The organism is Mycolicibacterium houstonense (assembly GCF_900078665.2).
Taxonomy (GTDB): Bacteria; Actinomycetota; Actinomycetes; order Mycobacteriales; family Mycobacteriaceae; genus Mycobacterium; species Mycobacterium houstonense.
The window spans coordinates 2,263,685-2,285,945 of the sequence record NZ_LT546207.1; the positions used below are offsets into that span (position 1 = coordinate 2,263,685).

The following is a 22,261-nucleotide window of genomic DNA, read 5'->3' on the forward strand; positions in this document are numbered from 1 at the left end:
CGACTCTGCGTACAGATCGCGAAATTGGCAGTTTTCACGATCTGTACGCAGACTCAATGAGCTCTACGCAGGCTCGTGTTCACCTGGTCACGGTGCGATTGGCAGGATCGATCTGTCACATGGCCGGGATCAGATCGGCAGGCACCGAGCGGCTGACCATGGTGCCGCAGCGGAACGCCTCGGAGTTGCCGACCCCGCGAGCCTCGGGGTGGTTCACGGCCGCCAGCGCCTGGGCCTTGAAAGCGCGTGCGGCGGCTGACAGTTCGTGACGCACCGGGTCAACACTGAGGTCGGCCGGACACTCGTCGCCCCACAGTGTCACTTCGGTGTATCCCTGTTCCAACGCGCCAAGGACGCCTCGTCGCACGCGCTCGTCGCTGTTGAACAGGTCGGCGGCCACCGCGACGGTCTGCGGGTGTGGTCGGTCCTCCCACGACTCCAGCACCGACTCCAGGGCCATGGTCTCCACCCCGAGGATTGCCAGCGGCCGGACGTCCTCGTCGGCGCCGATCAGCACCGTGACATCCCACCCTGCCATCACCCGGTCGACCAGCCACCCTCCGGCGTACCGGACCGCATCCACCACACAGGGGGCGACCACATCGAGCCGATACCGCATGTCGTCCTCCAATCTCACTGGACGGCTGCCCCGTTGCGGCCGCCCGGCTGCTCTGTGCCCTGCGCCAGGTCCCTCCCCAGCATCTCCGCGTAGCTGTTGAACACGTCCGTCAACGGGAGCGAGGGATCGAGTAGCCATGAGGTCTCCATTCCATTGATGAATGCCAGGATTTCCACGGCCTTGACGGCCGCGTCGAAGTCGGAGCGATAGCGGCCGCTGAGCTGGCCGCGGGTGATGATGTCCGCGACGATGTCTCGCGCAGCCTGCTGCCGTTTCAGCAAACGATCGTGCAGCGGAGCGTCAGGTTGGATGTTCTCGACCAGCAGCACCGTGAACGTGCCGACCAGCTCGGGCGCCCGGACGAACCGTTCTGCGACCCGCTTGATCTCCTCGGCCAGATCGCCGGACCGGTCCGCGTGCGTGTCGTCGTCGAGATCGCGCGCGTCGAGCACCGCGTTCAGCAGGTGCTCCTTGGACTCGAAGTGATGCAACAGGCCGGCCGGCGTGACTCCGACTTCCCTGGCGATCTGAGCCAGCGACGTGTTGCGCCAGCCGTTGCGGGCCAGCAGCTTCTCGGCCACAGAAAGTATCCGCTGCCTGCGGTCTTCCCCCTTGGCCAGGAGCGTCTCATAGGGCCGAGCGGCCCCGGAAGACGCCTCTGCCCCTGCCACTGAAGTCACCGAACTCCTTCGTCCAACCAACCTAGTGAACACACAGTAGGTTGGTTGGACAGGCTGTGACAAGGGTCTCAGGAAAAGATTTTCCCGACCGGCGTCACACCGGCCAGGCGGGCCGGGTCAGAGCCCCAGCGACTTGGCGATGATCACCTTCATCACCTCGCTCGTCCCGGCGTAGATGCGCGCCACCCGGGCGTCCGTGTAGAGCCGGGCGATGGGGTACTCCATCATGTAGCCGTACCCGCCGAACAGCTGCAGGCAACGATCGATGACTCGCGCCTGCATCTCGGTGCAGAACAGTTTCACGCGCGCGGCATCGGCGCCGGACAGCTCACCGTCGACGTGCAGGGCCACCGCGCGATCCAGCATCGCCTGGGCCGCCTCGACCTCCGTCGAGCACGCCGCGAGTTCGAACTTGGTGTTCTGAAACGACGCCACCGGCTGGCCGAACGCCTTGCGATCCTTGGTGTAATCGATGGCCGCGGCGATCGCGGAGCGGGCCTGGGCCACCGACCCCACCGCCACCGTGAGCCGCTCCTGAGCCAGGTTGTGGCCGAGGTAGCTGAAGGCCTCACCCTCCTCCCCCAGCACGTTGGCCACCGGGACCCGGACGTCGGTGAACGAGAGCTCCGCGGTGTCCTGCACCTTGCAGCCCATCTTCTCCAGCTCGCGGCCCCGTTCGAAGCCCGCCATACCGTCCTCGACGACCAGCAGGGTCAGCCCCTTGCGCCGGTTCTCCGGGTCCGTGGAGGTCCGGGCCACCACGACCACCAGGTCGGCCTGGATCCCGCCGGTGATGAACGTCTTGGCCCCGTTGAGCACGTACTCGTCCCCGTCCCGGACCGCGGTGGTACGCATTCCGGCAAGATCAGAACCGGTCCCCGGCTCGGTCATCGCCACCGCCGTCAGCAGCGTGCCCGCGGCCAGCCCCGGGAACCAGCGCTGCCGCTGTTCTTCGTTCGCGTAGTGCAGGAAGTACGGCAAGATCACCTCGAGCTGCGTGCGCACCGTGGACAGCGTCACCAGCGCGCGGGCCGCCTCCTCCTGCAGCACCACGTTGTACCGGTAGTCACCGATGCCCGCGCCGCCGTACTCCTCGGGAATCGCCATGCCGAGCATGCCGAGTTCGCCCATCTGCTTGAAGACGTCACGCGGCATCCGGCCGCCCTTCTCCCACTCGGGATAGGCGGGAACGACTTCCTTTTCGATGAATTCGCGCGCCAGCGCGCGGAACGCCTCGTGGTCCTCGGTGAACAGATTGCGTTGCACTACTTCTCCCTCGCGTCAGTCGATGAGCTCGACCAGCGTGGCGTTGGCGGTTCCGCCGCCCTCACACATGGTCTGCAGGCCATAGCGAATTCCGTTGTCGCGCATGTGGTTGATCATCCGGGTCATCAGCACCGCACCCGGCGCGCCCAGCGGGTGCCCGAGCGCGATGGCGCCGCCGAGCGGATTGAGCTTGGCCTCGTCCGCTCCCGTCTCGGCCTGCCACGCCAGCGGCACCGGGGCGAAGGCCTCGTTCACCTCGAACACCCCCACCTCGGCGAGCGCGACGCCGGCCTTGTGCAGCACCTTCTCGGTGGCCGGGATCGGACCGGTCAGCATCAACACCGGATCGGCCCCGGTCACCGCACCGGCGCGGTAACGCACGATCGGTGAAAGGCCAAGCGCCAGAGCGGACTCGGCGGTCATGACCAGCAGAGCGGCGGCACCGTCGGAGATCTGCGACGAGTTGCCGGCGTGGATCACGCCATCCTCGGTGAAGGCGGGTTTGAGACCCGCCAGCTTCTCCACGGTGGTGCCCCGGCGCACCCCTTCGTCGGCGACCACCGGATCGACGTGATCGGCCGGATCCGGGAACACCGTGATCATCTGGTTCTCGAAGGCCCCGCGATCCTGCGCCGCGGCGGCCCGCTCATGAGAGGCGACCGAGTACTCGTCGAGCCGGGCGCGGCTGAAACCCCACTTCTGCGCGATCATCTCGGCCGAGATGCCCTGGTTGAACGCGAAATCCTTGTACCGCTGAAACACCTTCGGCCCGTACGGGGTGCCGGTGGCGCGGGCCGCCCCGAGCGGGACCCGGCTCATCACCTCGACCCCGCCGGCGACCACCACGTCCTGTTGGCCCGACATGACGGCCTGAACCGCGAAATCGAGCGCCTGCTGGCTCGATCCGCAGGCCCGGTTGACGGTGGTGCCCGGGATGTGTTCGGGCCAGCCCGCGGCCAGCACCGAGTACCGGCCGATGTTGCTGGACTGATCGCCCACCTGGGATACGCAGCCCCAGACCACGTCGTCGACGATGTCGGGGCTGATGCCCGCCCGCTCCACCAGTGCGTTGAGCACCAGTGCGGACAGGTCGGCGGCGTGGAATCCGGCCAGGCCGCCGTTGCGCTTGCCGACCGGGGTACGGACGGCCTCGACGATGACGGTTTCGCGCATGAGATTCTCCGGTTCTGTTGTCTACGACTGCGGGTAGGCCGGGCCTATGGCGCCCTGCTCGCGCAGCACGGCGATCTGCCCGGCGCTCAGGCCGATCCCCTCCAGGATGGCATCGGTGTGCTCACCGAGTCCCGGCACGGCTCCCATGCCCAACTCCATGCCGCTGATCACCGGCGGCGGCAACAGCGCGAAGATCTCTCCGTTGGGGGTGTCGACCTGACGCCACCGGTCGCGTGCCTTCAGATGGGGATGTTCGATGACCTCGCTGGGCAAGTTGTAGCGCGAATTGCCGATCCCGGCCTGATCGGCTGTCTGCTGGATGTGGTCGAGATCGTGCTGGGCGCACCAGGATTCGATGGCCTTGTTGAGCTCGTCCCGGTGCGCGCAGCGGTCGGAGTTCGTGGCGAACCGCGGGTCGTCGGCCAGATCGGGCCGTTCGATGATCTCGCGGGCCAGCCGCTGCCATTCCCGGTCGTTGGTGGTACCCAGCACCACCGTCTGACCGTCGCGCGTGTCGAATGCACCGTACGGTGCCACCGCCGGAGAGCTCATTCCCAGCGGAACCTGGTCGATCCCGGAGTGCTGGGTGTAGGTCAGCTGGTATCCCATGATGTCGGTCATGGTGTCGAACAGGCTGACCGCCACGGCCGGTGCGGCACCGGCGTCGCCCGTGCGTGCCCGCCCAAGCAACAACGCCATGACGGACAGCGCCGAGTACAGACCGGTGGTGATATCGGCCACCGCCGCACCGGGTTTCGCCGGCATCCCGGCGTATCCGGTCGCAGCGCATGAGCCGGATTCGGCCTGCACCAGCAGGTCGTAGGCGCGCTTGTGCGACAGCGGTCCGCCGGGACCGTACCCGTCGATCTCGACCGGGATCACCTGTGGGTGCCGCACCTTGAGGTCCTCGGGCCCGAGGCCCAGCCGCGCGGTGGCCCCCGGCGCCAGGTTCGACACGAAGGCGTCGGCACCGTCGAGCAACCGGTGCAGCACCTCCATGCCCTCCGGTGACTTCAGGTTGAGCGTGATCGATTCCTTGCCACGGTTGGCCCAGACGAAATGGGCCGCCTGACCGAGCACCACGTCGTCGTAGTCCCGCGCGAAGTCGCCGCCGTTCGGGTTCTCGATCTTGATCACCCGGGCGCCGAAGTCGGCGAGCACCCGAGTGCACATCGGCGCGGAGACCGCCTGTTCCATCGCGATGACGGTGATGCCGGCCAGGGGCAGGGTGGACCGGTCGCTCGTAGACTCGCTCACGAACTCACATAACCATGCCGCCATCGACCGGCAGCACCTGCCCGGTGATGTACGACGCGGCATCGGAGGCCAAGAACACGAAGGCACCCGCGACCTCGTCGGCCTCGGCCCACCGCTTCAGCGGGATGCGGTTCATCATGTTGGCAGCGAATTTCTCGTTGGTGCGGATGGTTTCGGTCATCGGGGTGGCGGCCAGCGGCGCCAAGGCGTTCACCATGATGTTCTTCGGCGCCAGCTCACGGGCCAGTGATTTGGTGAACCCGATCAGGCCGGCCTTGGCCGCCGAGTAGTTCACCTGGCCCAGTGTGCCGGTGATCCCGGCCGACGACGTGACATTGATGACGCGGCCGGTGCCGTCGGTGGGGATGTGTGGCAGCGCGGCCTGGGTGACGTGGAAGGTGCCCATCACGTGGATGTCGAAGGTGACCCGGAACGTCTCGTCGGTCAGCTTGGGAAACATCGCCGGCGAGGTGACGCCCGCGTTGTTGACGACGATGTGCAGGTTGCCCTCTGTCAATGCGGCGGCCTGCGCCGCGGCGGCTTCCGCGGCCTCACGGTCGCTGACATCCAACGCGGCACTGTCGGCCTTACCGCCCGCCGTATTGATCCGCTCGGCCACCGCGGCCGCGGCATCACCGCTGATATCGGTCACCAGCACCGATGCACCCGCAGCGGCCAACGCCTCGGACACCGCGGCGCCGATCCCGGCACCCGCCCCGGTCACCAGGGCCGAACGTCCGGCCAGGTCGAAATAGGTCCTCATGGATCTGAATGTCTCCTAGTAGCTCTTGGGCAGTCCGAGAACGTTGGCGCTGAGGAAGTTCAGGATCATCTCCTGGCTCACCGGCGCGATCTTCATCAGTCGGGATTCCCGGAAGAACCGGGAGATGTTGTATTCCTCCGAGTAGCCCATGCCGCCGTGGGTCTGCAGCGCGCGGTCGGCCGCGCCGAATCCTGCATCGGCACAGAGATATTTGGCCATGTTGGCCTCCCGACCGCACGGCTTGCCGTTGTCGTAGAGCCAGGTGGCCTTGCGCAGGATCAGCTCGGCGGCGTCCAGGCGGGCCAGCGAGTCGGCCAGCGGGAACTGGATGCCCTGGTTCATGCCGATCGGCCGGTCGAACACCACTCGTTCGTTCGCGTACTTGACCGCTCGGTCCAGCGACACCCGGCCGATGCCGAGGGCCTCGGCGGCGATCAACATCCGTTCCGGGTTGAGCCCGTGCAGGATGTAGGAGAACCCCTTGCCCTCCTCGCCGATGCGGTGTTCGGCCGGGATGCGCAGATCGTCGATGAACAACTCGTTGGAGCTCACCGCGTTTCGGCCCATCTTGTTGATGGGCCGGATCTCGACGTGGTCGCGGTCCAGGTCGGTCAGGAACAGTGTGAGCCCCTCGGTCGGCTTCCCGCCGCGCCGCTCCACGTCCTCGCGGGTCTCGGTCCGGGTCAGCAGCAGGATCTTCTCGGACTCAAGGGCTTTCGAGATCCACACCTTGCGGCCGTTCACCACATAACTGTCGCCGTCCTTCCTGGCGAAGGTGGTGATACGCGAGGTGTCCAGCCCGGCACCGGGTTCGGTGACGCCGAAGCAGACGTGCAGATCGCCGTTGACGATCCTTGGCAGGGTCTCCTTCTTCATCTCCTCGGAGCCGAACACCACCACGGGCTGCATCCCGAAGATCGACATGTGGATCGCGCTGGCGGCGTTCATCGCTCCGCCGGAGCGGGCGACTTCCTCGGCCAGGATCGTGGCCTCTGTGATGCCCAGTCCGTGGCCGCCGTACTCCTCGGGGATGGTCATCCCCAGCCAGCCCCCGCCGGCGATGGCGTCGTAGAACTCCTGCGGGAACTCGTGGGCCTGGTCCTTGGTCATCCAATAGTGATCGTCGAACTTGCCCGCCAGCTCCGCCACCGATTTGCGAATCAGCTGCTGGTCCTCGGTCAGCTCGAAGTTCATACCGCCCGACACTGTTGTTCTCCTATATTCTTCGGCCGTTCGTCTCGGCGTTCAGTCTCGCGCGCCGGCAACGGCTTTGGCGTTGGCCTGGAAGTCGGCGAAGGTGGCGCCCGTCTTCTCCTTGTGGCTCAGGGCGCGGATCGACACGTCATGCCCCTCGGCCTGCTTGCGCAGGGCACCGACGGTCGCCTGGTCCTTGGGGACGTGGACGAACGGGTCGAAGTGGTACAGCCGCATCGCGTTCTCATGGGTGATCTTGTTGATCTCGTCGTCGGGCACCTCGTAGGTGTCGAACACCGCGCTCAGTTCCTCCGGGGCCCCGGGCCACATCGAGTCGCTGTGCGGGTAGTCCATCTCCCAGCAGATGTTGTCCACGCCGATCTCGTGGCGGTTCTTCACCCCGACCGGGTCGGAGATGAAGCAGGTCATGAAGTGCTCACGGAACACCTCACTGGGCAGCTTGCCGCCGAAGTCCTGATGCGTCCACGTCGAGTGCATGTCGTAGGTGCGGTCGACCCGGTCGAGGAAGTACGGAATCCACCCGGTGCCGCCCTCGGACAAGGCGATCTTGAGTCCCGGGTAAGCCTTGATCGGGGCCGACCACAACAGGTCGGCCGCGGCCTGGACGATATTCATCGGCTGCAGCGTGATCATCACGTCCATCGGTGCGTCCGGGGCGGTGATCGCCAACTTGCCCGATGAACCGATGTGCACGTTCATCACCGTGTCGGTGTCAACCAGGGCTTCCCACAACGGCTTCCAGTACTCCAGGTCGTGAAAGGACGGGTAACCCAACGTCGACGGGTTCTCGGTGAAGGTCAGCGAGTGCACACCCTTCTCCGATACCCGCCGGACTTCCTGGGCACACAGTTGCGGGTTCCAGATCGCCGGGATGGCCATCGGGATGAACCGACCCGGGTTCGATCCGCACCATTCGTCGATGTGCCAGTCGTTGTAGGCCTGCACGAGCGCCAACGAGAACTCGTCGTCGTCCGTGGCGAACAGTCGCGCGGCGAATCCGGGGAAGGACGGGAAGTTCATCGTCGCCAGCACGCCGCCGGCGTTCATGTCCTTGACGCGCTCATTCGGGTCGTAGCAGCCCTTGCGGATCTCATCGAGCCCCTGGGGCTCCAGCCCGTACTCCTCCTTCGGACGTCCGGCCACCGCATTGAGCGCCACGTTCGGGATCACCGTGTCGCGGAACTGCCAGGTGTCGCTGCCGTCGGGGTTGTGTACCAGCCGCGGCGCCTCATCGCGGTATTTGGCAGGCAGATGATTCCGGAACATGTCCGGCGGCTCGATGATGTGGTCGTCGACGCTGATCAAGATCATGTCGTCTTTGTTCATGCCTCGCTCCGTTCGTCGGCCGTCACATTGATTCTCTATACGAGAAAACTAGCTTCTCGTTTGGAGAGAATCAATGTCTGACACCGCTGACGAGCAGATTTGGCCTGGTCACCACGTCATCTCGGGCGTTGTTGTTGACCATCGGCGCAAAAGATGGAAACCTCTTAGTCGGAAATGAGAACCTGATTCTCGCAACCGAGAGTCCCGGCCCGGTCATCGAGAGGAGAACCGCCCCGTGCGCTTGGCCCCCCTGCCCGCCGAGGAGTGGGACGACGACGTGCGTCGAGCACTGTCGGTCATGCTTCCCGAGGAGCGGCTCAATCCCGAGGGAGCGGGCACCGCGCTGTCGACGCTGGCCCGACACCCCGCGCTGACCAAGGCCTTCCTGCGGTTCAGTAACCATCTGCTGTTCCGTTCGACGCTGGATGCGCAGATGCGCGAACTCGCCATCCTGCGGATCGCGCACCGCAAGAGGTGCGAATACGAGTGGACGCACCACGCTTTCATCGGCAAGGCCGAGGGCCTGACCGACGAGCAGATCGCGAGCAGTACCACCGGAGAAGGCTGCACTCCCCTCGACCAGCTGGTGCTGAACTCCGTCGACGAACTCGACGGGCAGGCCCAGATCTCCGACGCCACCTGGACCGCACTGAGCGACCACCTCGATGAGCGCCAGCGCATGGACCTGGTCTTCACGATCGGCGGCTACGGCCTGATGGCCATGGCTTACAACACCTTTGGAATCGCGCCGGAATCCGGCCACTGACTCAAGAAGAAAGTAGAGGTAGATGATGGCGTTTTTCCCGAAGCCGGACGTCGGCAGCTGGACCGAGAACTGGCCCGAACTCGGCACCGCGCCGGTCAACTACGAGGACTCGATCGACCCCGAGCACTGGAAGCTGGAGCAGCAGGCCATCTTCCGCAAGACCTGGCTGCAGATGGGTCGCGTCGAGCTGATCCCCAAGAAGGGCAGCTACATCACCCGGGAGCTGCCGTCGGTCGGTCCAGGCACCTCGATCATCATCGTCAACGACGGCGAACAGATCCGCGCGTTCTACAACCTGTGCCGCCATCGCGGAAACAAGTTGGTGTGGAACGACTACCCGGGCGAGGAGGTCTCGGGTAGCTGCCGCCAATTCGTCTGCAAGTACCACGCCTGGCGTTACAACCTCAAGGGCGACCTCACGTTCATCCAGCAGGAGCAGGAGTTCTTCGACGTCGACAAGGCCGACTACCCGCTCAAGCCGGTGCGCTGCGAGGTGTGGGAGGGCTTCATCTTCGTCAACTTCGACGACGATGCGGTTTCGCTGGAGGAGTATCTCGGCGAGTTCGGACAGGGCCTCAAGGGCTATCCGTTCCACGAGATGACCGAGCACTACAGCTACCGCGCCGAGATCAAGTCCAACTGGAAGCTGTTCATCGACGCGTTCGTCGAGTTCTACCACGCCCCGATCCTGCACATGAAGCAGGCGGAGAAGGAGGAAGCCGAGAAGCTGGCGAAGTTCGGCTTCGAGGCACTGCACTACGACATCAAGGGCGATCACTCGATGATCTCGTCCTGGGGCGGCATGAGCCCGCCGAAGGACCTGAAGATGGTCAAGCCCATCGAGCGCATCCTGCACAGTGGCCTGTTCGGGCCGTGGGATCGCCCCGATATCAAGGGCATCCTGCCCGATGAGTTGCCGCCGGCAATCAACCCCGGCCGGCACAAGACCTGGGGTCAGGACTCGTTCGAGTTCTTCCCGAACTTCACCCTGCTCTTCTGGGTGCCGGGCTGGTATCTGACCTACAACTACTGGCCCACCGGTGTGGACAGCCATATCTTCGAGGCCGACCTGTACTTCGTGCCGCCGAAGAATCTGCGCGAGCGGCTATCCCAGGAGCTGGCCGCGGTGACGTTCAAGGAGTATGCATTCCAGGACGCCAACACGCTGGAAGCCACCCAGACCCAGATCGGCACCCGGGCGGTCCTCGATTTCCCCCTGTGCGACCAAGAGATTCTGCTGCGGCACCTGCACCACACCGCGCACAAGTACGTCGACCGGTACAAGGAGTCGCTGGCCAACAACGGTGCGACCAACGGCAAGCACGCCGCCGCCAGCGATGCGGCTTCACAGAAGGATCCCGCAAATGTCTAAGCTGCCAGAGGAATTCGCCGACTTGGAGCGATTCAGCGACTGGTGCCTGCCCACCGAAGAGGAGCGCTATCAGAAGCGTCTCAACTCGACCATGGACGAGATGCAGGAACTCTACGACGCAGGCATGGAACGACTCGAGGACATCATGGTCTATGTCGATGCCCGCTTCCCGCTGGCGAGCATGCCCGATGACGCCAAGGCGTTGGTGCATCTCGGTCAGTCCATCGTGATGGTGAGCTTCCCGGTCGAGGTATGGAAGCAGCCGCGGGTGTTGGACAGCGGCGCGGCGTACATCAACCTCATCAAGGAGCCGGTGGTCTAACCGATGCTGACCCTCAAAGCCGCGGGTCTGGTCGACGTCGATGCCGGGACGATCATTCGTCCCGGCATTGTCCGTGTCGACGGGGACCGCATCGTTTCAGTCGGAGAAACCGCTGTCGGCTCTGCCGACGAAGGCGAAGTGATCGATCTCGGTGACTCGATCCTGCTGCCGGGCCTGATGGATATGGAGGTCAACCTGCTCATGGGCGGCCGGGGCGAGAACCCGGGCCTGTCCCAGGTGCAGGACGATCCCCCGACCCGCGTGCTGCGCGCGGTGGGCAACGCCCGCCGTACCCTGCGCGCCGGGTTCACCACCGTGCGCAACCTCGGATTGTTCGTCAAGACCGGCGGATACCTGCTCGACGTCGCCCTGGGCAAAGCCATCGACGCCGGCTGGATCGACGGCCCCCGCATCATCCCGGCCGGACACGCCATCACCCCCACCGGCGGCCACCTCGACCCGACGATGTTCGCCGCATTCATGCCCGGCGTGCTGGAGCTGACCATCGAGGAAGGCATCGCCAACGGGGTCGACGAGATCCGCAAGGCCGTGCGCTACCAGATCAAACACGGCGCCCAGCTGATCAAGGTGTGCTGCTCGGGCGGCGTCATGTCGCTCACCGGAGAGGCAGGCGCCCAACACTATTCGGACGAGGAACTGCGCGTCATCGTCGACGAGGCGCACCGCCGCGGACTGCGCGTCGCCGCCCACACCCACGGCGCCGAGGCTGTGAAACACGCCGTCGACTGCGGTATCGACTGCATCGAACACGGCTTCCTGATGGACGACGAAGCCATCCAGATGCTCGTCGACAACGACCGGTTCCTGGTCACCACCCGCCGTCTGGCCCAGGCCATGGACGTGTCGAAGGCGCCGAAGGTGCTGCAGGACAAGGCCGCCGAGATGTTCCCGAAAGCCGAGACCTCGATCAAGGCCGCCTATGAGGCCGGGGTGAAGATCGCCGTCGGCACCGATGCACCCGCCATCCCGCATGGCCGCAACGCCGACGAACTCGTCACCCTGGTGGAGTGGGGCATGCCCCCGGCCGCGGTGCTGCGCTCGGCCACCACCATCGCCGCCGACCTGATCAACGTCACCGACCGGGGCCGACTGGCCGAAGGCCTGCTGGCGGACATCATCGCGGTGCCCGGCAACCCACTCGAGGACATCAGCGTTACACAGCATGTAGATTTTGTAATGAAAGGCGGTAAGGTTTTCCGCAATGAGCACATCAACTGATTCCCCGACGCGGACCGAGGATCTCATCGAGATCCAGCAGGTGCTGGCCAAATACGCGGTGACCATCACCCAGGGCGACATCGACGGTCTGATCAGTGTTTTCACCCCCGACGGTACGTACAGCGCATTCGGCGAGACGTACACACTCAATCGCTTCCCCGTGCTCGTGGATGCCGCACCCAAGGGCCTGTTCATGACCGGCACGGCGCTGATCGAATTCGACGACGACACACGCAATACCGCAAAAGGCACCCAGCCGCTGTGCTTCATCGAGCACTCCAAGCACGACATGCGCATCGGCTACTACCGCGACACGTACGAGCGGACCGCCGACGGCTGGCGGCTCAAGACCCGCGCGATGACCTTCATCCGGCGCAGTGGCGACCACGACCACGGCCGGCCGCACGCGATCGGCAGGCCGGAAGCCGGATGAGCGAGCTTAGCGAGCGAATGACAGATCTGGAATGCGGGAGCCGAGCATGCGAGGCAACCGCATGAGCGAGCTTTTCGAACCCTCCGCTTTCCGCACGGCGCTGCGGGATTGGCTCGCCGAGAACGACCTGACGCCGCCAGATGACCAAACGCTTTCAGGTCACATGCGCCAGTTCGCCCGCGTCCAGAAGGCGCTGTACGACGGTGGTTGGAGCCGCTACGGCTGGCCCGAACATGCCGGCGGGCTGGGTGGTCCGGAGATGTTGCGCGCCATCGTCGGTGAGGAGATCGTGGGCCGCAGGCTGGCCGAGCCCGGCCCCTATTCGATGCTCGAAGTGCTGGCGCCGACGATGATCGACTATGCGCCCAAGGAACTCGCCGCTGAGATGGTGCCGAAACTGCTCTCCGGCGAAGAGCAATGGTGCCAAGGGTTCTCCGAGCCGGGCTCGGGTAGTGATCTGGCCTCGCTCACCACTCGCGCGGTGCAGCGCGAGGACGGCAAGTGGGTCGTCAACGGCCAGAAGGTCTGGACCAGCTTCGCCCAGTATTCGCACCGCTGCATCCTTCTCACCCGCACCGGCGACGCAGATACGCCCAACCACCAGGCGATCACCGCGTTCTTCGTCGACACGGACTCCCCGGGCATCTCGGTGCGCCCATTGCGCACCATGCATGGCGTCGACGAGTTCTGCGAGGTGTACCTCGACGATGTCGAAGTGGACGCCGGCCGCATGCTGGGCAAGCCCGGCGATGGCTGGCAGTTGGCGATGGATCTGCTGCCCTACGAACGCTCGACCTGTTTCTGGCAGCGCATCGCGTATCTCTACTCACGCCTCGATGCCCTGGTCGAGGCGGTGAAACGGCAAGGGCAGGTGGTCGATTCGGACCTCGGCGAGGTCTATCTGGCCCTGCACACGCTGCGCTGCCGGTCGGCGGCCACCCAGCACCGCCTGGCCGATGGCCACAAGCTGGGCCCGGACACCTCGATCGACAAGGTGCTGCTGGCCAATGCCGAGCAGTTGCTGTACGACACCGCACGCAACCTGCTGCCCGGCGTGATCGAACTCGAAGATTCCGAATGGCGTACCGAGTACCTGTATTCGCGGGCCGCCACCATCTACGGCGGCACCGCAGAAGTGCAGCGCAACATCATCGCGCGACGCCTACTGGACCTCGGGAAGGAGTGAGGCGTGGGTTCCGCAACTGATTCGGAAATGGACGTCGAGTCGCTCGGCCTGCTCGAAGACACCCTCAGAAAGACCATGCTGTCGGCCTCGGGCCCCGAACTGGACACCGCCCTGGCCGACCTCGGCTGGGCTGAGATGCTGTCGGACATGCCAGAGGTCGCCATGCCTCTGGTGTTCCGGCTGCTCGGCGAAACCGGCTCGCACGCCTCGGTTCTCAACGACGTGCTGTTGGAGACCATCGGCGGCCTGCCCGGCGGCCCCCCGCCGATGCCCTATGCCGGCGGCGGCTGGGTGGTCTGGGAACGCGCGAGCAGCGCCGAGAACGCCACGCTGGGTGGGCTGCCGCTACGTCAGGTGCCCGACGGCCAGCTGCTGCGGGTGTCCGAGGCGCGCCGCGCCCTGGGCTGGTGGCTGGTCGGTTCGGCCCGGGCGATGCTGGCCCTGGCTCGGCAGCATGCGCTGGACCGGGTCCAGTTCGGTAAACCGATCTCGTCGTTCCAGGCCGTGCGACACCGGCTGGCCGAGACGCTGGTGGCCATCGAAGGCGCCGAGGCGACGCTCAGCCTGCCCGGTGCCGACAACGTCGACCTGAACTCGTTGCTGGCCAAGGCGGCCGCGGGCAAGGCGGCCCTGACCGCCGCCAAGCATTGCCAACAGGTCCTCGGCGGCATCGGGTTCACCGCCGAACACGAGCTGCACATACATGTGAAACGCGCCTTGGTACTCGACGGATTGCTCGGCAGCTCACGGGAACTCACCCGCAAGGCCGGCGCCGGGTTACGCGCCCGCGGGACCGTGCCACGCCTGGCGCAGCTGTAGCACGCGCTAGGGGGTGACAGGCTCGGCGAAGACTGTGACGGTCGAGCGGCCCCGCAGGACGGTCGAGCCGCGTACAGCCCAGTGCTGCCCCTCGTCGGCGTCGGCATGGGCCAGCGCGCTGCCCGAACACAGCACGGTCGATTCGCGGTCCTTGGCGTGGTCGGCCAGCCGGGCGGCTTCGTTGACGGCATCACCGATCACGGTGTATTCGTAGCGGTTCTCGGCACCGATGTTGCCCGCGAATACCGATCCGCATGAGATGCCCACGCCGAACTCGACGTCCGGTAGTTGGTGCAATCGCGGCACCAGTGCCCGCGCGGTGGCCAACGCCGAGGAGGCCGGATTATCCAGCCGCAGCGGTGCGCCGAACACGGCCAGCACTGCATCACCCTCGAACTTGTTGATCAGGCCGTGATTCCGCTCGACGGTTTCCACCACGATCTTGAAGAACCCGTTGAGCAGCTGCGCGACCTCCTGGGGCGGCCGCGAAGCGCCGAGCACGGTCGAGCCGACCAGGTCGACGTAGAGCACGGCGGCCTCGCGGACATCCCCGGTGACCGCACTTCCCTGCTGTAGCGCGTGGCGGGCCACGTCGACCCCGACGTAGCGGCCGAACAAGTCGCGCAACCGGTTCCGCTCGGCCAAGCCGGCCAGCATCCGGTTGAATCCGGATTGCAGGCGGCCGATCTCGGATGACTCGTACACCTTGACCGAGACACCGGACCAGCCTCGTTCGACCGCTTTCATGGCGAGCACGACCTCGCCGATCGGGTCCGATACCGACCGTGCCACCAGAAACATCGACCGAAGGCCGAAGACCAGGGACACGATCGCGAGCACGAGCACCGCGGCTTCGACCGGCGCGGTCTTCTGCACGAACCAGCCGTTGGAGCGTGCCAGCACGATCAACGCGATTCCCGCCAGAGGCAGTCCGCTGAACAGGGTCCAGATGGTGACAAGCCGAGCCAGGACGCCGGGCATCCGGACGATCGCCGCCGAAGAGGCAGTCAGCGACGCGGCGACGATGGGCCGCAACATCCGTTGAGTGACCAGGAATCCCATGCACGCGGCCGCCACGCCGCCGAACAGGATCGCACCGCCCATCACATAGGCGACGCCTCCCCCGGCGCCGAGGTTCAGCACCGTGTACACGAGCGCGCTCACGGCCCAGGTGGTGAACTGGATGATGGTCTGTCGGGGTGCGATACGCATGGCGGCGCGCTGCTGTTGTGGGGTCGGATTCTCACCCGCGGCAAACCATTTGAATGTCGGATGCACGTTGACCCAGCCGACGACGGTATCGACGATCGCCGCCGCGACCATCAATGCGATCAGTGCGACGAGATTCGCCTGGGTCAGCAGCTCGCGGGCGTCACCGACGGTGTTGCGGCTGAGCGCCAGCACTACAAGGGTCACCGCGGCGGCCGCAGTGGTCTGCGCGTAGATCTGCCTCGCCGCGTAGCTCACGCTGAGCCGAATCGCCCCCATTTCAGAGGCCCGGATCTACTTGATGTTCTGCTTCATCCCGTCGATATCCATCAGCACCGGCCATCCGCTGACGCTAAGCGCATTGCCGTGCCCGGTCTGGTGAATATCGAACACCGATTGGATCGCGGCGTAGAAACCCTGTACGTCGAGGGTCTGATTGACCGCGCGCTTGGCCTGGCGCAACGCGAATGCCGGCATCTGCGCGATCTGCGCCGCCAGCTCCGCGGTCTGGGCGTCGAGCTCGTCACGCGGCACCACCCGATTGACCATGCCCGTGTGCTCGGCCTCCTCCGCGGTCAGCGCCCGGCCGGTGAACAGGATTTCTTTGGCCTTACGGGCACCGAGTTCCCAGGTGTGGCCGTGGTACTCGACACCACCGATGCCCATCAGCGCCACCGGATCGGAGAACAGCGCGTCGTCAGCGGCCAGGATCAGGTCGCACGGCCAGCAGAGCAGGAGACCGCCGGAGATACAGCGGCCCTGGACCGCCGCGATCGACGGCTTGGGCACATTGCGCCAGCGCAGCGTGTACTCCAGATAGCGCCGCGACTCATGCTCGATCAGGAACTCCAGGGTGAGCTTGTCGGGTACGGGCCCGCCACCGCGCAGGTCATGGCCGGCGGAAAAGTGCTTGCCGTTGGCCCGCAACACGATCACCTTGACGTCCCGGTCGTCGGCCGCCCTGGTCCATGCCGCGTCGAGCTCGTCGAGCAGTTCCGGGTTCTGTGCGTTGGCGGCCTCGGGCCGGTTCAGCGTGATCGTGGCGATCGAATCAGTGGCGTCGTAGTCGATGTACACGGGTTTCCTTTGCTCACAGCTGACTATCGGCAACCGCCGTCGCGACGCGGCCACTATCGATGAAGTGCCGCCGCTGCGGCGCATTTGGTGCGAAACCCTTCTTCTGAAAGGACTTCTATAATTCCCGACATGAGAATACTATTCTCATACCACGAAAGTTACAATCTCCGACACGTTGGCCGCGAGGGGGTCTGGCAGCACAATGGCAAGGCGTTCTCCGGTACAGTCAGTTCATGTTCTCCCCACTCGACAAGCGTCGGAGCAGCCAGTGACTACCGCTGGCGAAGAACCGGCCTGGAAGCAACGAGCTGTCGAGCGGTCGATCAAAACAGCCAAGTTGCGCGCTGCACAACGCGTGCAGCGGTTCCTGGATGCCGCCCAGGCGATCATCATCGAGAAGGGCAGCACCGACTTCACCGTCCAAGAGGTCGTGGACCGCTCCCGGCAATCGCTGCGCAGCTTCTACCTGCAGTTCGACGGTAAGCACGAGCTACTGCTGGCCCTGTTCGAAGATGCGCTGAGCCGCTCTGCCGACCAGATCCGCGCCGCCACCTCCACCCAGGGTGAGCCGATCGAGCGACTCAAGGTCGCCATCCAGCTGCTTTTCGAATCATCTCGGCCGGACCCGGCCGCCAAGCGCCCACTGTTCACCGACTTCGCCCCCCGCTTGCTGGTCTCGCACCCCTCGGAGGTCAAGGTCGCGCACGCGCCGCTGCTCGCGCTGCTCACCGAGCTGATGGAGGAAGCCTCGGCGGCAGGTCAGTTGCGCCCCGGGATCAACCCCCGGCGCATGGCCGCGATGACCATGCAGACGGTGATGTTCGTCGCACAGTCCAGCGGCGGCGCCGATGAGGCATCCGTCCACCCGATCACAGCCGACGAGGTCTGGGATTTCTGCGCCAACGGATTCGCCGCCAGCTAGCTGAGAATTTCCTTCTCGGAAGATCAGAACACTCCTCGCCCGATGGCGGGCCTCGGATCTCCGGACTCGTCGCGAATGCGGCGGGCAACCGGTGCCCGGCGCGGTCAAAGTGCTCGCACGTTGGTCGGTCGGCACGCTTTCCCACTCACGACCGGCCGTTGTTCACGTCTTCGCAGGCGTCAGACCGCCGGCGACGCGGATGGATCAACGCGGCCGGCATTCTGCCGGGTATCGCCGCGATCGACCATCCCAAGACGCCTCCGGATGACGCGAATGGCCGCGATTTCCGCTGGCCACACTTCCAACCGCGCCGAGCAGTGGAAACCCCACACCTAACCGGCCTCACGGTGCGTTCACGCGACAGCATGAGAACTAAATTCTTCTTTTGGAAGAGCGACAACTGCTAGAAACGCATCTGCCGTTGACACGGCAGGCGACCCGGTGACAGAGTGCTGAGCAGCTGCACAGAATTTCGCGATCAGGTAGCTCAACAGAACTGGGGTAATCAATGACTGGACGGGTGGAAGGAAAGGTCGCGTTCGTCACCGGCGCGGCCCGTGGCCAGGGACGGAGCCATGCGGTGCGGCTGGCGCAAGAAGGCGCCGACATCATCGCGATCGACATCTGCGGACCGATCCGGCCCGGCGTGGAGACCGCCATCCCGGCCTCCACCTCCGACGACCTGGCTGAAACCGCGAACCTCATCAAGGGGCTCAACCGCCGCGTGGTCACCGCCGAGGTCGACGTGCGCGACGCCGATGCGATCAAGGCCGCCGTGGACAGCGGCGTCGAGCAGCTCGGACGGCTCGACATCATTGTGGCCAACGCCGGTATCGGCAACGGCGGCGACGTGCTGCACGAGACCAGCCAGCTGGACTGGGACGAGATGATCGACATCAACCTGTCGGGCGTCTGGAAGTCGGTGAAAGCCGCTGTGCCGCACCTGATCGAAGGTGGCCGCGGCGGCTCGATCATCCTGACCAGCTCCGTCGGCGGGCTGAAGGCCTACCCGCACTGCGGTAACTACGTGGCCGCCAAACACGGGGTCGTCGGGCTCATGCGTGGCTTCGCCGTCGAGCTCGGCCAGCACAACATCCGCTGCAACAGCGTGCATCCCACCCACGTCGCCACGCCGATGTTGCACAACGACGGCACATTCAAGATGTTCCGGCCGGATCTGGAGAATCCGGGCCCCGACGACATGGCGCCGATCTGCCAGCTGTTCCACACCCTGCCCATCCCGTGGGTCGAGGCCGTGGACATCAGCAACGCCGTGCTGTTCCTGGCGTCCGATGAGGCCAGGTACATCACCGGTGTCACGCTGCCGGTCGACGCGGGAAGCTGCCTCAAGTAGGTCCGTCCCCTAGCCCGGACCGAGTGTTGCGGCGCCGGTCTGCGGGTGGCGGTACCAGCCACCCGCAGCCCGAGTGCCGCCATCGACATGAATCGTCTGGCCGGTAATGTAGCCGGACAGGTCAGAAGCCAGAAAGACTGCCGTTCCGGCTATTTCGTCGACGTGCCCGGCCCGCCCCAGCGGAATGCCGTCCGCGATGCCGGGCGGCGGCCCGTCCGGCGACAGAGCCAGCAGACCCTCGGTGAGGGTCAGATCTGGCGCGATCGCGTTGACCCTGATGTTGTGGGGCGCGAGCTCGAACGATGCGGTCTGGGTGTAGTTGACGACGCCGGCCTTCGCCGCCGCGTAGGCAGCATAGCCGGGGGCGGCGCGCACACCCTCGATTGACGTGAGATTGATGATGCTGCCGGGCAATTCATCGGCGACCAGCCGACGGGCCACCCGTTGAGTGCACAACAACACGTGGCGCAGGTTGCTCTTGTACAGCGCGTCCCAACCGTTCTCCGTCGTCTCCAACAGTGGCGAGGAGAACACGCCGCCGGCATTGTTGACCAAGATCCGCACCGGCCCGAGCTCGCCGGCGGTCCTCGCAAGCGCGGCATCCACCTGTTCGGCGTCGCGCACATCGGCGACGATGCCCAACGCGCCGATGGCTTCGGCGGATTCCCTACAGCGGTCCGCATCGCGCTCCCAGATCGCCACCGAAGCACCGAAAGCCGCCAGACCGGCCGCGATGCCCCTGCCGATGCCGGCGCCGCCGCCGGTCACCACGGCCACCTGTCCGGTGAGTAGAACATCAGAAGGGTTGATAGCCACAGCTATTCAGGCTATCGCGGCGATCCTGGTCAGCGGGCCGCCTTGCGCCGACCACCTACCCCGGGTTCGGTGCCGATCACGCCATCTTCGGCCAGTGCGGTGATCTCGTCGTCGGACAACCCCAGTTCGGTCAGCAACTCGTGATTGTGTTCGCCCAGCAGCGGCGCCGCCCGTCGGTGCAGTTCCCGTGGACCGTTGGCCAGCGAGACGGGCAATGTGCTGTGCGGCGCGGCGTTGTTCACCGGATGGCCGACGTGCTCGAAAAACCGACGGAATCTCAGCTGCGGCAATTCCAGCTGCCGGTGCGGCTGCATCACCTTGGCGACCGGAACACCCGCAGGCCACAGGATTTCGACGATCTCGTCGCCACTGCGCGACCGGCACCAGGCAGCCAGGCGCGTATCGATCAGGTCGTGGTGGGCACGCCGGCCGTCGGCGGTGTCCAGCCGAGGATCCATCGCCCAATCCGGCTGCCCGATCGCGGACCGCAGCGCGCCCCATTGGGCGTCGGTGCCGACGGCGATCGCCACCCAGCTGTCATCACGGCCGAACTCGTCGATCTCGGCGCTCTGGTAGATGTTCTGCGGCGCCGCCGCCGGACCGCGGTTTCCGTCGCGCTGCAACAGGGCGCCGTAGGCGGAGTATTCGATGATCTGCTCGGCAGCGATGTTCAGCGCCGCGTCGACCATGGCGGCCTCCACCTGCAGTCCCTGCCCGGTGCGGCGGCGGTGTTCCAGTGCCAGCAGCAATCCCGTCAGAGCGTGCACTCCGGCGTTGGGGTCACCGACCGAATACGGTTCGAACGGGGGGCGATCCGGGTACCCGGTGAGCCAGCTCAGCCCGGACGCATCCTCGATGATGTAGGCGAATGCCGGGTTGTCGCGCCACGGCCCGTCCAGCCCGAAACCGGGCATCCGGACCATGATGATGTCGTCTCGAAGCTCCCGCAATGAGTCGAAGTCGAGGCCGATCTGTTCGATCACCCTGGGTGTGAAGTTCTCCACCACCACATCACAGGTGGCGATGAGGCGGCGCAGCAGGTCGCGGCCCGGCTGGGTCTGGAAGTCCAGGGTCAGGCTCTTCTTGTTGGTGTTGAGCGCGCTGAAGATCGGTGAGCGCTCCCACCACTGCTCCACGCCGGCCGGGATGCCGGCGATCAACCGGGTGCCGTCCGGGCGAGGAGTCGACTCCAGATGGATCACCTCGGCGCCGAGCATGCCGAGCGGGTGCGTGCAGGACGGTCCGGCCCAGAAGGTGGTCATGTCGAGCACCCGCAGTCCGCTGAACGGCAACCGGTCCCCGCTCGGATTCCCGATGGGTGCGTCGCGGGGCGTCAGCTCCGCGCCCCGGATCTCCTCGGTGTGCTCGCCGAGCCGGGGAGCCGGCGCCGGCTCGCGCAAGGTGGTACCGGAGAGCCGGTATGGCACGGCAGGTTGGGTGAACCCCTGCTGCGGATTGCGGACGAACGCCTGCCGCTGCACGAAATGATCCATGTCGGTGACGTTCTCGCCGTTGCCGACCGGGGAGTTGGGGATCCGGAAAGCGGACGCAAGATCTCGGACGTCGTCCACATTCTGATCGCGCAGCCAGCTGTACAACGCCTCGGCATGCAGGTTGGCCTGCTCGGTGATCGTCAGCTCTGAGGTCTCGTCGATCCACTCGTCGTGACCCGACATCGCGCACAGGTCCCACCACTGCTGGGCGGTGCCGCATCCGAGCGCCACCAGGCCGTCGGCGGCCTGCGCCACCCCGGGCACCGTGGGCCGGCGTTCGGTTCGCCATGGCCTGCCGAGCATTTCGAAGTAGGTCACCGGGTAATACGTCAGCCCGAGAATCTGTGCCTCGAGCGCGGACAGGTCCACGAACTCGCCGTGTCCGTCGCGCAGCGCCCGCTCCCGGAACGCCAACGTCATCGCCGCCGCGTAGGCACCGGCCAGCCACTCGCCCACCTGTCCCCCGATGGACACCGGCGCCCGGTCCTGAACGCCACGACCGATGCCGATCGCGCCACCCGACCACGCCTGCAGGGTGAACTCGGTGGCGGGACGGTCACTCCACGGTCCGTCCAATCCGAACGGCGTGATCGAGGTGACGATCAGATGGGGGTGCCGCCGGAAAAGCTCCTCGGGCGTCACAGATTGTGCGACAGCCGATTCCGGTGACCACATCACCGCATCGGCCGCGGCCACCAGCCGGTTCAGCAGGGATGGATCATCGGGGTGGACGACCACGCTGCGCTTGCCGCCGGCGAGAAAGGCGAAGAGGGCACCGTCTTCATCGGCTGCGATGTGCGCCCCCGACGCCGACCACCGGCGCAGCGGATCACCCTCGGGGGCTTCGACCTTGATCACATCGGCGCCACCGTCGGCGAGGAGCTTCGTGGCATACGACCCGGCGATCCCTGAGGACAGGTCGACGACGGTGTAGCCGTGCAGTGGTGAACTCAT

General features: G+C 65.7%; 21 protein-coding genes. 9 read left to right on the forward strand and 12 right to left on the reverse strand.

Annotated elements, in window-relative coordinates:
• Positions 1-115 precede the first annotated feature (115 nt).
• The 8 genes from BN4332_RS11295 to BN4332_RS11330 all read right to left on the reverse strand — a co-directional run bounded on the left by BN4332_RS11295 (position 116) and on the right by BN4332_RS11330 (position 8,299).
• On the reverse strand, positions 116-619 hold the full coding sequence (locus BN4332_RS11295) for a hypothetical protein (protein ID WP_066898589.1): 504 nt from the start codon (positions 617-619) through the stop codon (positions 116-118).
• Between the two features lie 14 nt (positions 620-633).
• Entirely contained in the window at positions 634-1,290 is a 657-nt protein-coding gene (locus tag BN4332_RS11300) for a TetR/AcrR family transcriptional regulator (RefSeq protein ID WP_066898521.1), read from the reverse strand.
• 126 nt (positions 1,291-1,416) lie between these two features.
• Positions 1,417-2,565, reverse strand: a complete 1,149-nt coding sequence (locus tag BN4332_RS11305) for an acyl-CoA dehydrogenase family protein (RefSeq protein WP_066898522.1) — start codon at positions 2,563-2,565, stop codon at positions 1,417-1,419.
• Positions 2,566-2,580: 15 nt separating this feature from the next.
• On the reverse strand, positions 2,581-3,738 hold the full coding sequence (locus BN4332_RS11310; RefSeq protein ID WP_066898523.1) for a thiolase family protein: 1,158 nt from the start codon (positions 3,736-3,738) through the stop codon (positions 2,581-2,583).
• 21 nt (positions 3,739-3,759) lie between these two features.
• Positions 3,760-4,995, reverse strand: coding sequence for a CaiB/BaiF CoA transferase family protein (locus tag BN4332_RS11315; protein ID WP_435405158.1), 1,236 nt, complete (start codon positions 4,993-4,995; stop codon positions 3,760-3,762).
• 4 nt (positions 4,996-4,999) lie between these two features.
• On the reverse strand, positions 5,000-5,758 hold the full coding sequence (locus tag BN4332_RS11320) for an SDR family NAD(P)-dependent oxidoreductase (RefSeq protein ID WP_066898525.1): 759 nt from the start codon (positions 5,756-5,758) through the stop codon (positions 5,000-5,002).
• Positions 5,759-5,773: 15 nt separating this feature from the next.
• Positions 5,774-6,952, reverse strand: a complete 1,179-nt coding sequence (locus BN4332_RS11325; RefSeq protein WP_066898526.1) for an acyl-CoA dehydrogenase family protein — start codon at positions 6,950-6,952, stop codon at positions 5,774-5,776.
• A gap of 51 nt (positions 6,953-7,003) precedes the next feature.
• On the reverse strand, positions 7,004-8,299 hold the full coding sequence (locus tag BN4332_RS11330; protein WP_066898527.1) for an amidohydrolase family protein: 1,296 nt from the start codon (positions 8,297-8,299) through the stop codon (positions 7,004-7,006).
• Between the two features lie 235 nt (positions 8,300-8,534).
• Between BN4332_RS11330 and BN4332_RS11335 the strand changes: the two genes are divergently transcribed.
• From BN4332_RS11335 to BN4332_RS11365, 7 genes are all read left to right on the forward strand, one after another.
• Complete coding sequence (locus tag BN4332_RS11335; protein ID WP_066898528.1) at positions 8,535-9,065, forward strand: carboxymuconolactone decarboxylase family protein; 531 nt, start codon at positions 8,535-8,537, stop codon at positions 9,063-9,065.
• A 25-nt stretch (positions 9,066-9,090) separates the two neighbouring features.
• Complete coding sequence (locus BN4332_RS11340; protein ID WP_066898590.1) at positions 9,091-10,437, forward strand: aromatic ring-hydroxylating oxygenase subunit alpha; 1,347 nt, start codon at positions 9,091-9,093, stop codon at positions 10,435-10,437.
• Positions 10,430-10,759, forward strand: coding sequence for a hypothetical protein (locus BN4332_RS11345; protein WP_066898529.1), 330 nt, complete (start codon positions 10,430-10,432; stop codon positions 10,757-10,759). Before BN4332_RS11340 ends, BN4332_RS11345 begins: the two co-directional genes overlap by 8 nt.
• A gap of 3 nt (positions 10,760-10,762) precedes the next feature.
• On the forward strand, positions 10,763-11,998 hold the full coding sequence (locus tag BN4332_RS11350) for a metal-dependent hydrolase family protein (protein ID WP_066898530.1): 1,236 nt from the start codon (positions 10,763-10,765) through the stop codon (positions 11,996-11,998).
• Positions 11,982-12,431 (forward strand): nuclear transport factor 2 family protein, encoded by a 450-nt coding sequence (locus BN4332_RS11355; protein WP_066898531.1) that lies wholly within the window; start codon positions 11,982-11,984, stop codon positions 12,429-12,431. The genes BN4332_RS11350 and BN4332_RS11355 overlap by 17 nt, the downstream gene beginning before the upstream one ends.
• Before the next feature lie 61 nt (positions 12,432-12,492).
• Entirely contained in the window at positions 12,493-13,617 is a 1,125-nt protein-coding gene (locus BN4332_RS11360; RefSeq protein WP_066898532.1) for an acyl-CoA dehydrogenase family protein, read from the forward strand.
• A 27-nt stretch (positions 13,618-13,644) separates the two neighbouring features.
• Complete coding sequence (locus BN4332_RS11365; protein ID WP_066898533.1) at positions 13,645-14,436, forward strand: acyl-CoA dehydrogenase family protein; 792 nt, start codon at positions 13,645-13,647, stop codon at positions 14,434-14,436.
• Between the two features lie 6 nt (positions 14,437-14,442).
• On the opposite strand, the gene BN4332_RS11370 is transcribed toward BN4332_RS11365, so the two are convergent.
• Both BN4332_RS11370 and BN4332_RS11375 read right to left on the reverse strand, forming a co-directional pair.
• On the reverse strand, positions 14,443-15,924 hold the full coding sequence (locus BN4332_RS11370; RefSeq protein WP_066898534.1) for an adenylate/guanylate cyclase domain-containing protein: 1,482 nt from the start codon (positions 15,922-15,924) through the stop codon (positions 14,443-14,445).
• Positions 15,925-15,939: 15 nt separating this feature from the next.
• Positions 15,940-16,722, reverse strand: coding sequence for an enoyl-CoA hydratase (locus tag BN4332_RS11375; protein ID WP_066898535.1), 783 nt, complete (start codon positions 16,720-16,722; stop codon positions 15,940-15,942).
• Positions 16,723-16,924: 202 nt separating this feature from the next.
• Here BN4332_RS11375 and BN4332_RS11380 point away from each other — a divergent pair, with 202 nt between their 5' ends.
• Both BN4332_RS11380 and BN4332_RS11385 read left to right on the forward strand, forming a co-directional pair.
• Positions 16,925-17,644, forward strand: a complete 720-nt coding sequence (locus BN4332_RS11380; protein ID WP_074133041.1) for a TetR/AcrR family transcriptional regulator — start codon at positions 16,925-16,927, stop codon at positions 17,642-17,644.
• Between the two features lie 508 nt (positions 17,645-18,152).
• Positions 18,153-18,998 (forward strand): mycofactocin-coupled SDR family oxidoreductase, encoded by an 846-nt coding sequence (locus BN4332_RS11385; protein WP_066898537.1) that lies wholly within the window; start codon positions 18,153-18,155, stop codon positions 18,996-18,998.
• 9 nt (positions 18,999-19,007) lie between these two features.
• Here BN4332_RS11385 and BN4332_RS11390 read toward each other — a convergent pair whose 3' ends face one another.
• Both BN4332_RS11390 and BN4332_RS11395 read right to left on the reverse strand, forming a co-directional pair.
• Entirely contained in the window at positions 19,008-19,814 is an 807-nt protein-coding gene (locus BN4332_RS11390; protein ID WP_066898538.1) for an SDR family NAD(P)-dependent oxidoreductase, read from the reverse strand.
• Between the two features lie 29 nt (positions 19,815-19,843).
• Positions 19,844-22,261 carry a CaiB/BaiF CoA transferase family protein gene (locus tag BN4332_RS11395; protein ID WP_066898539.1) on the reverse strand — a complete coding sequence of 806 codons (2,418 nt, stop codon included), beginning with the start codon at positions 22,259-22,261 and terminating at the stop codon, positions 19,844-19,846.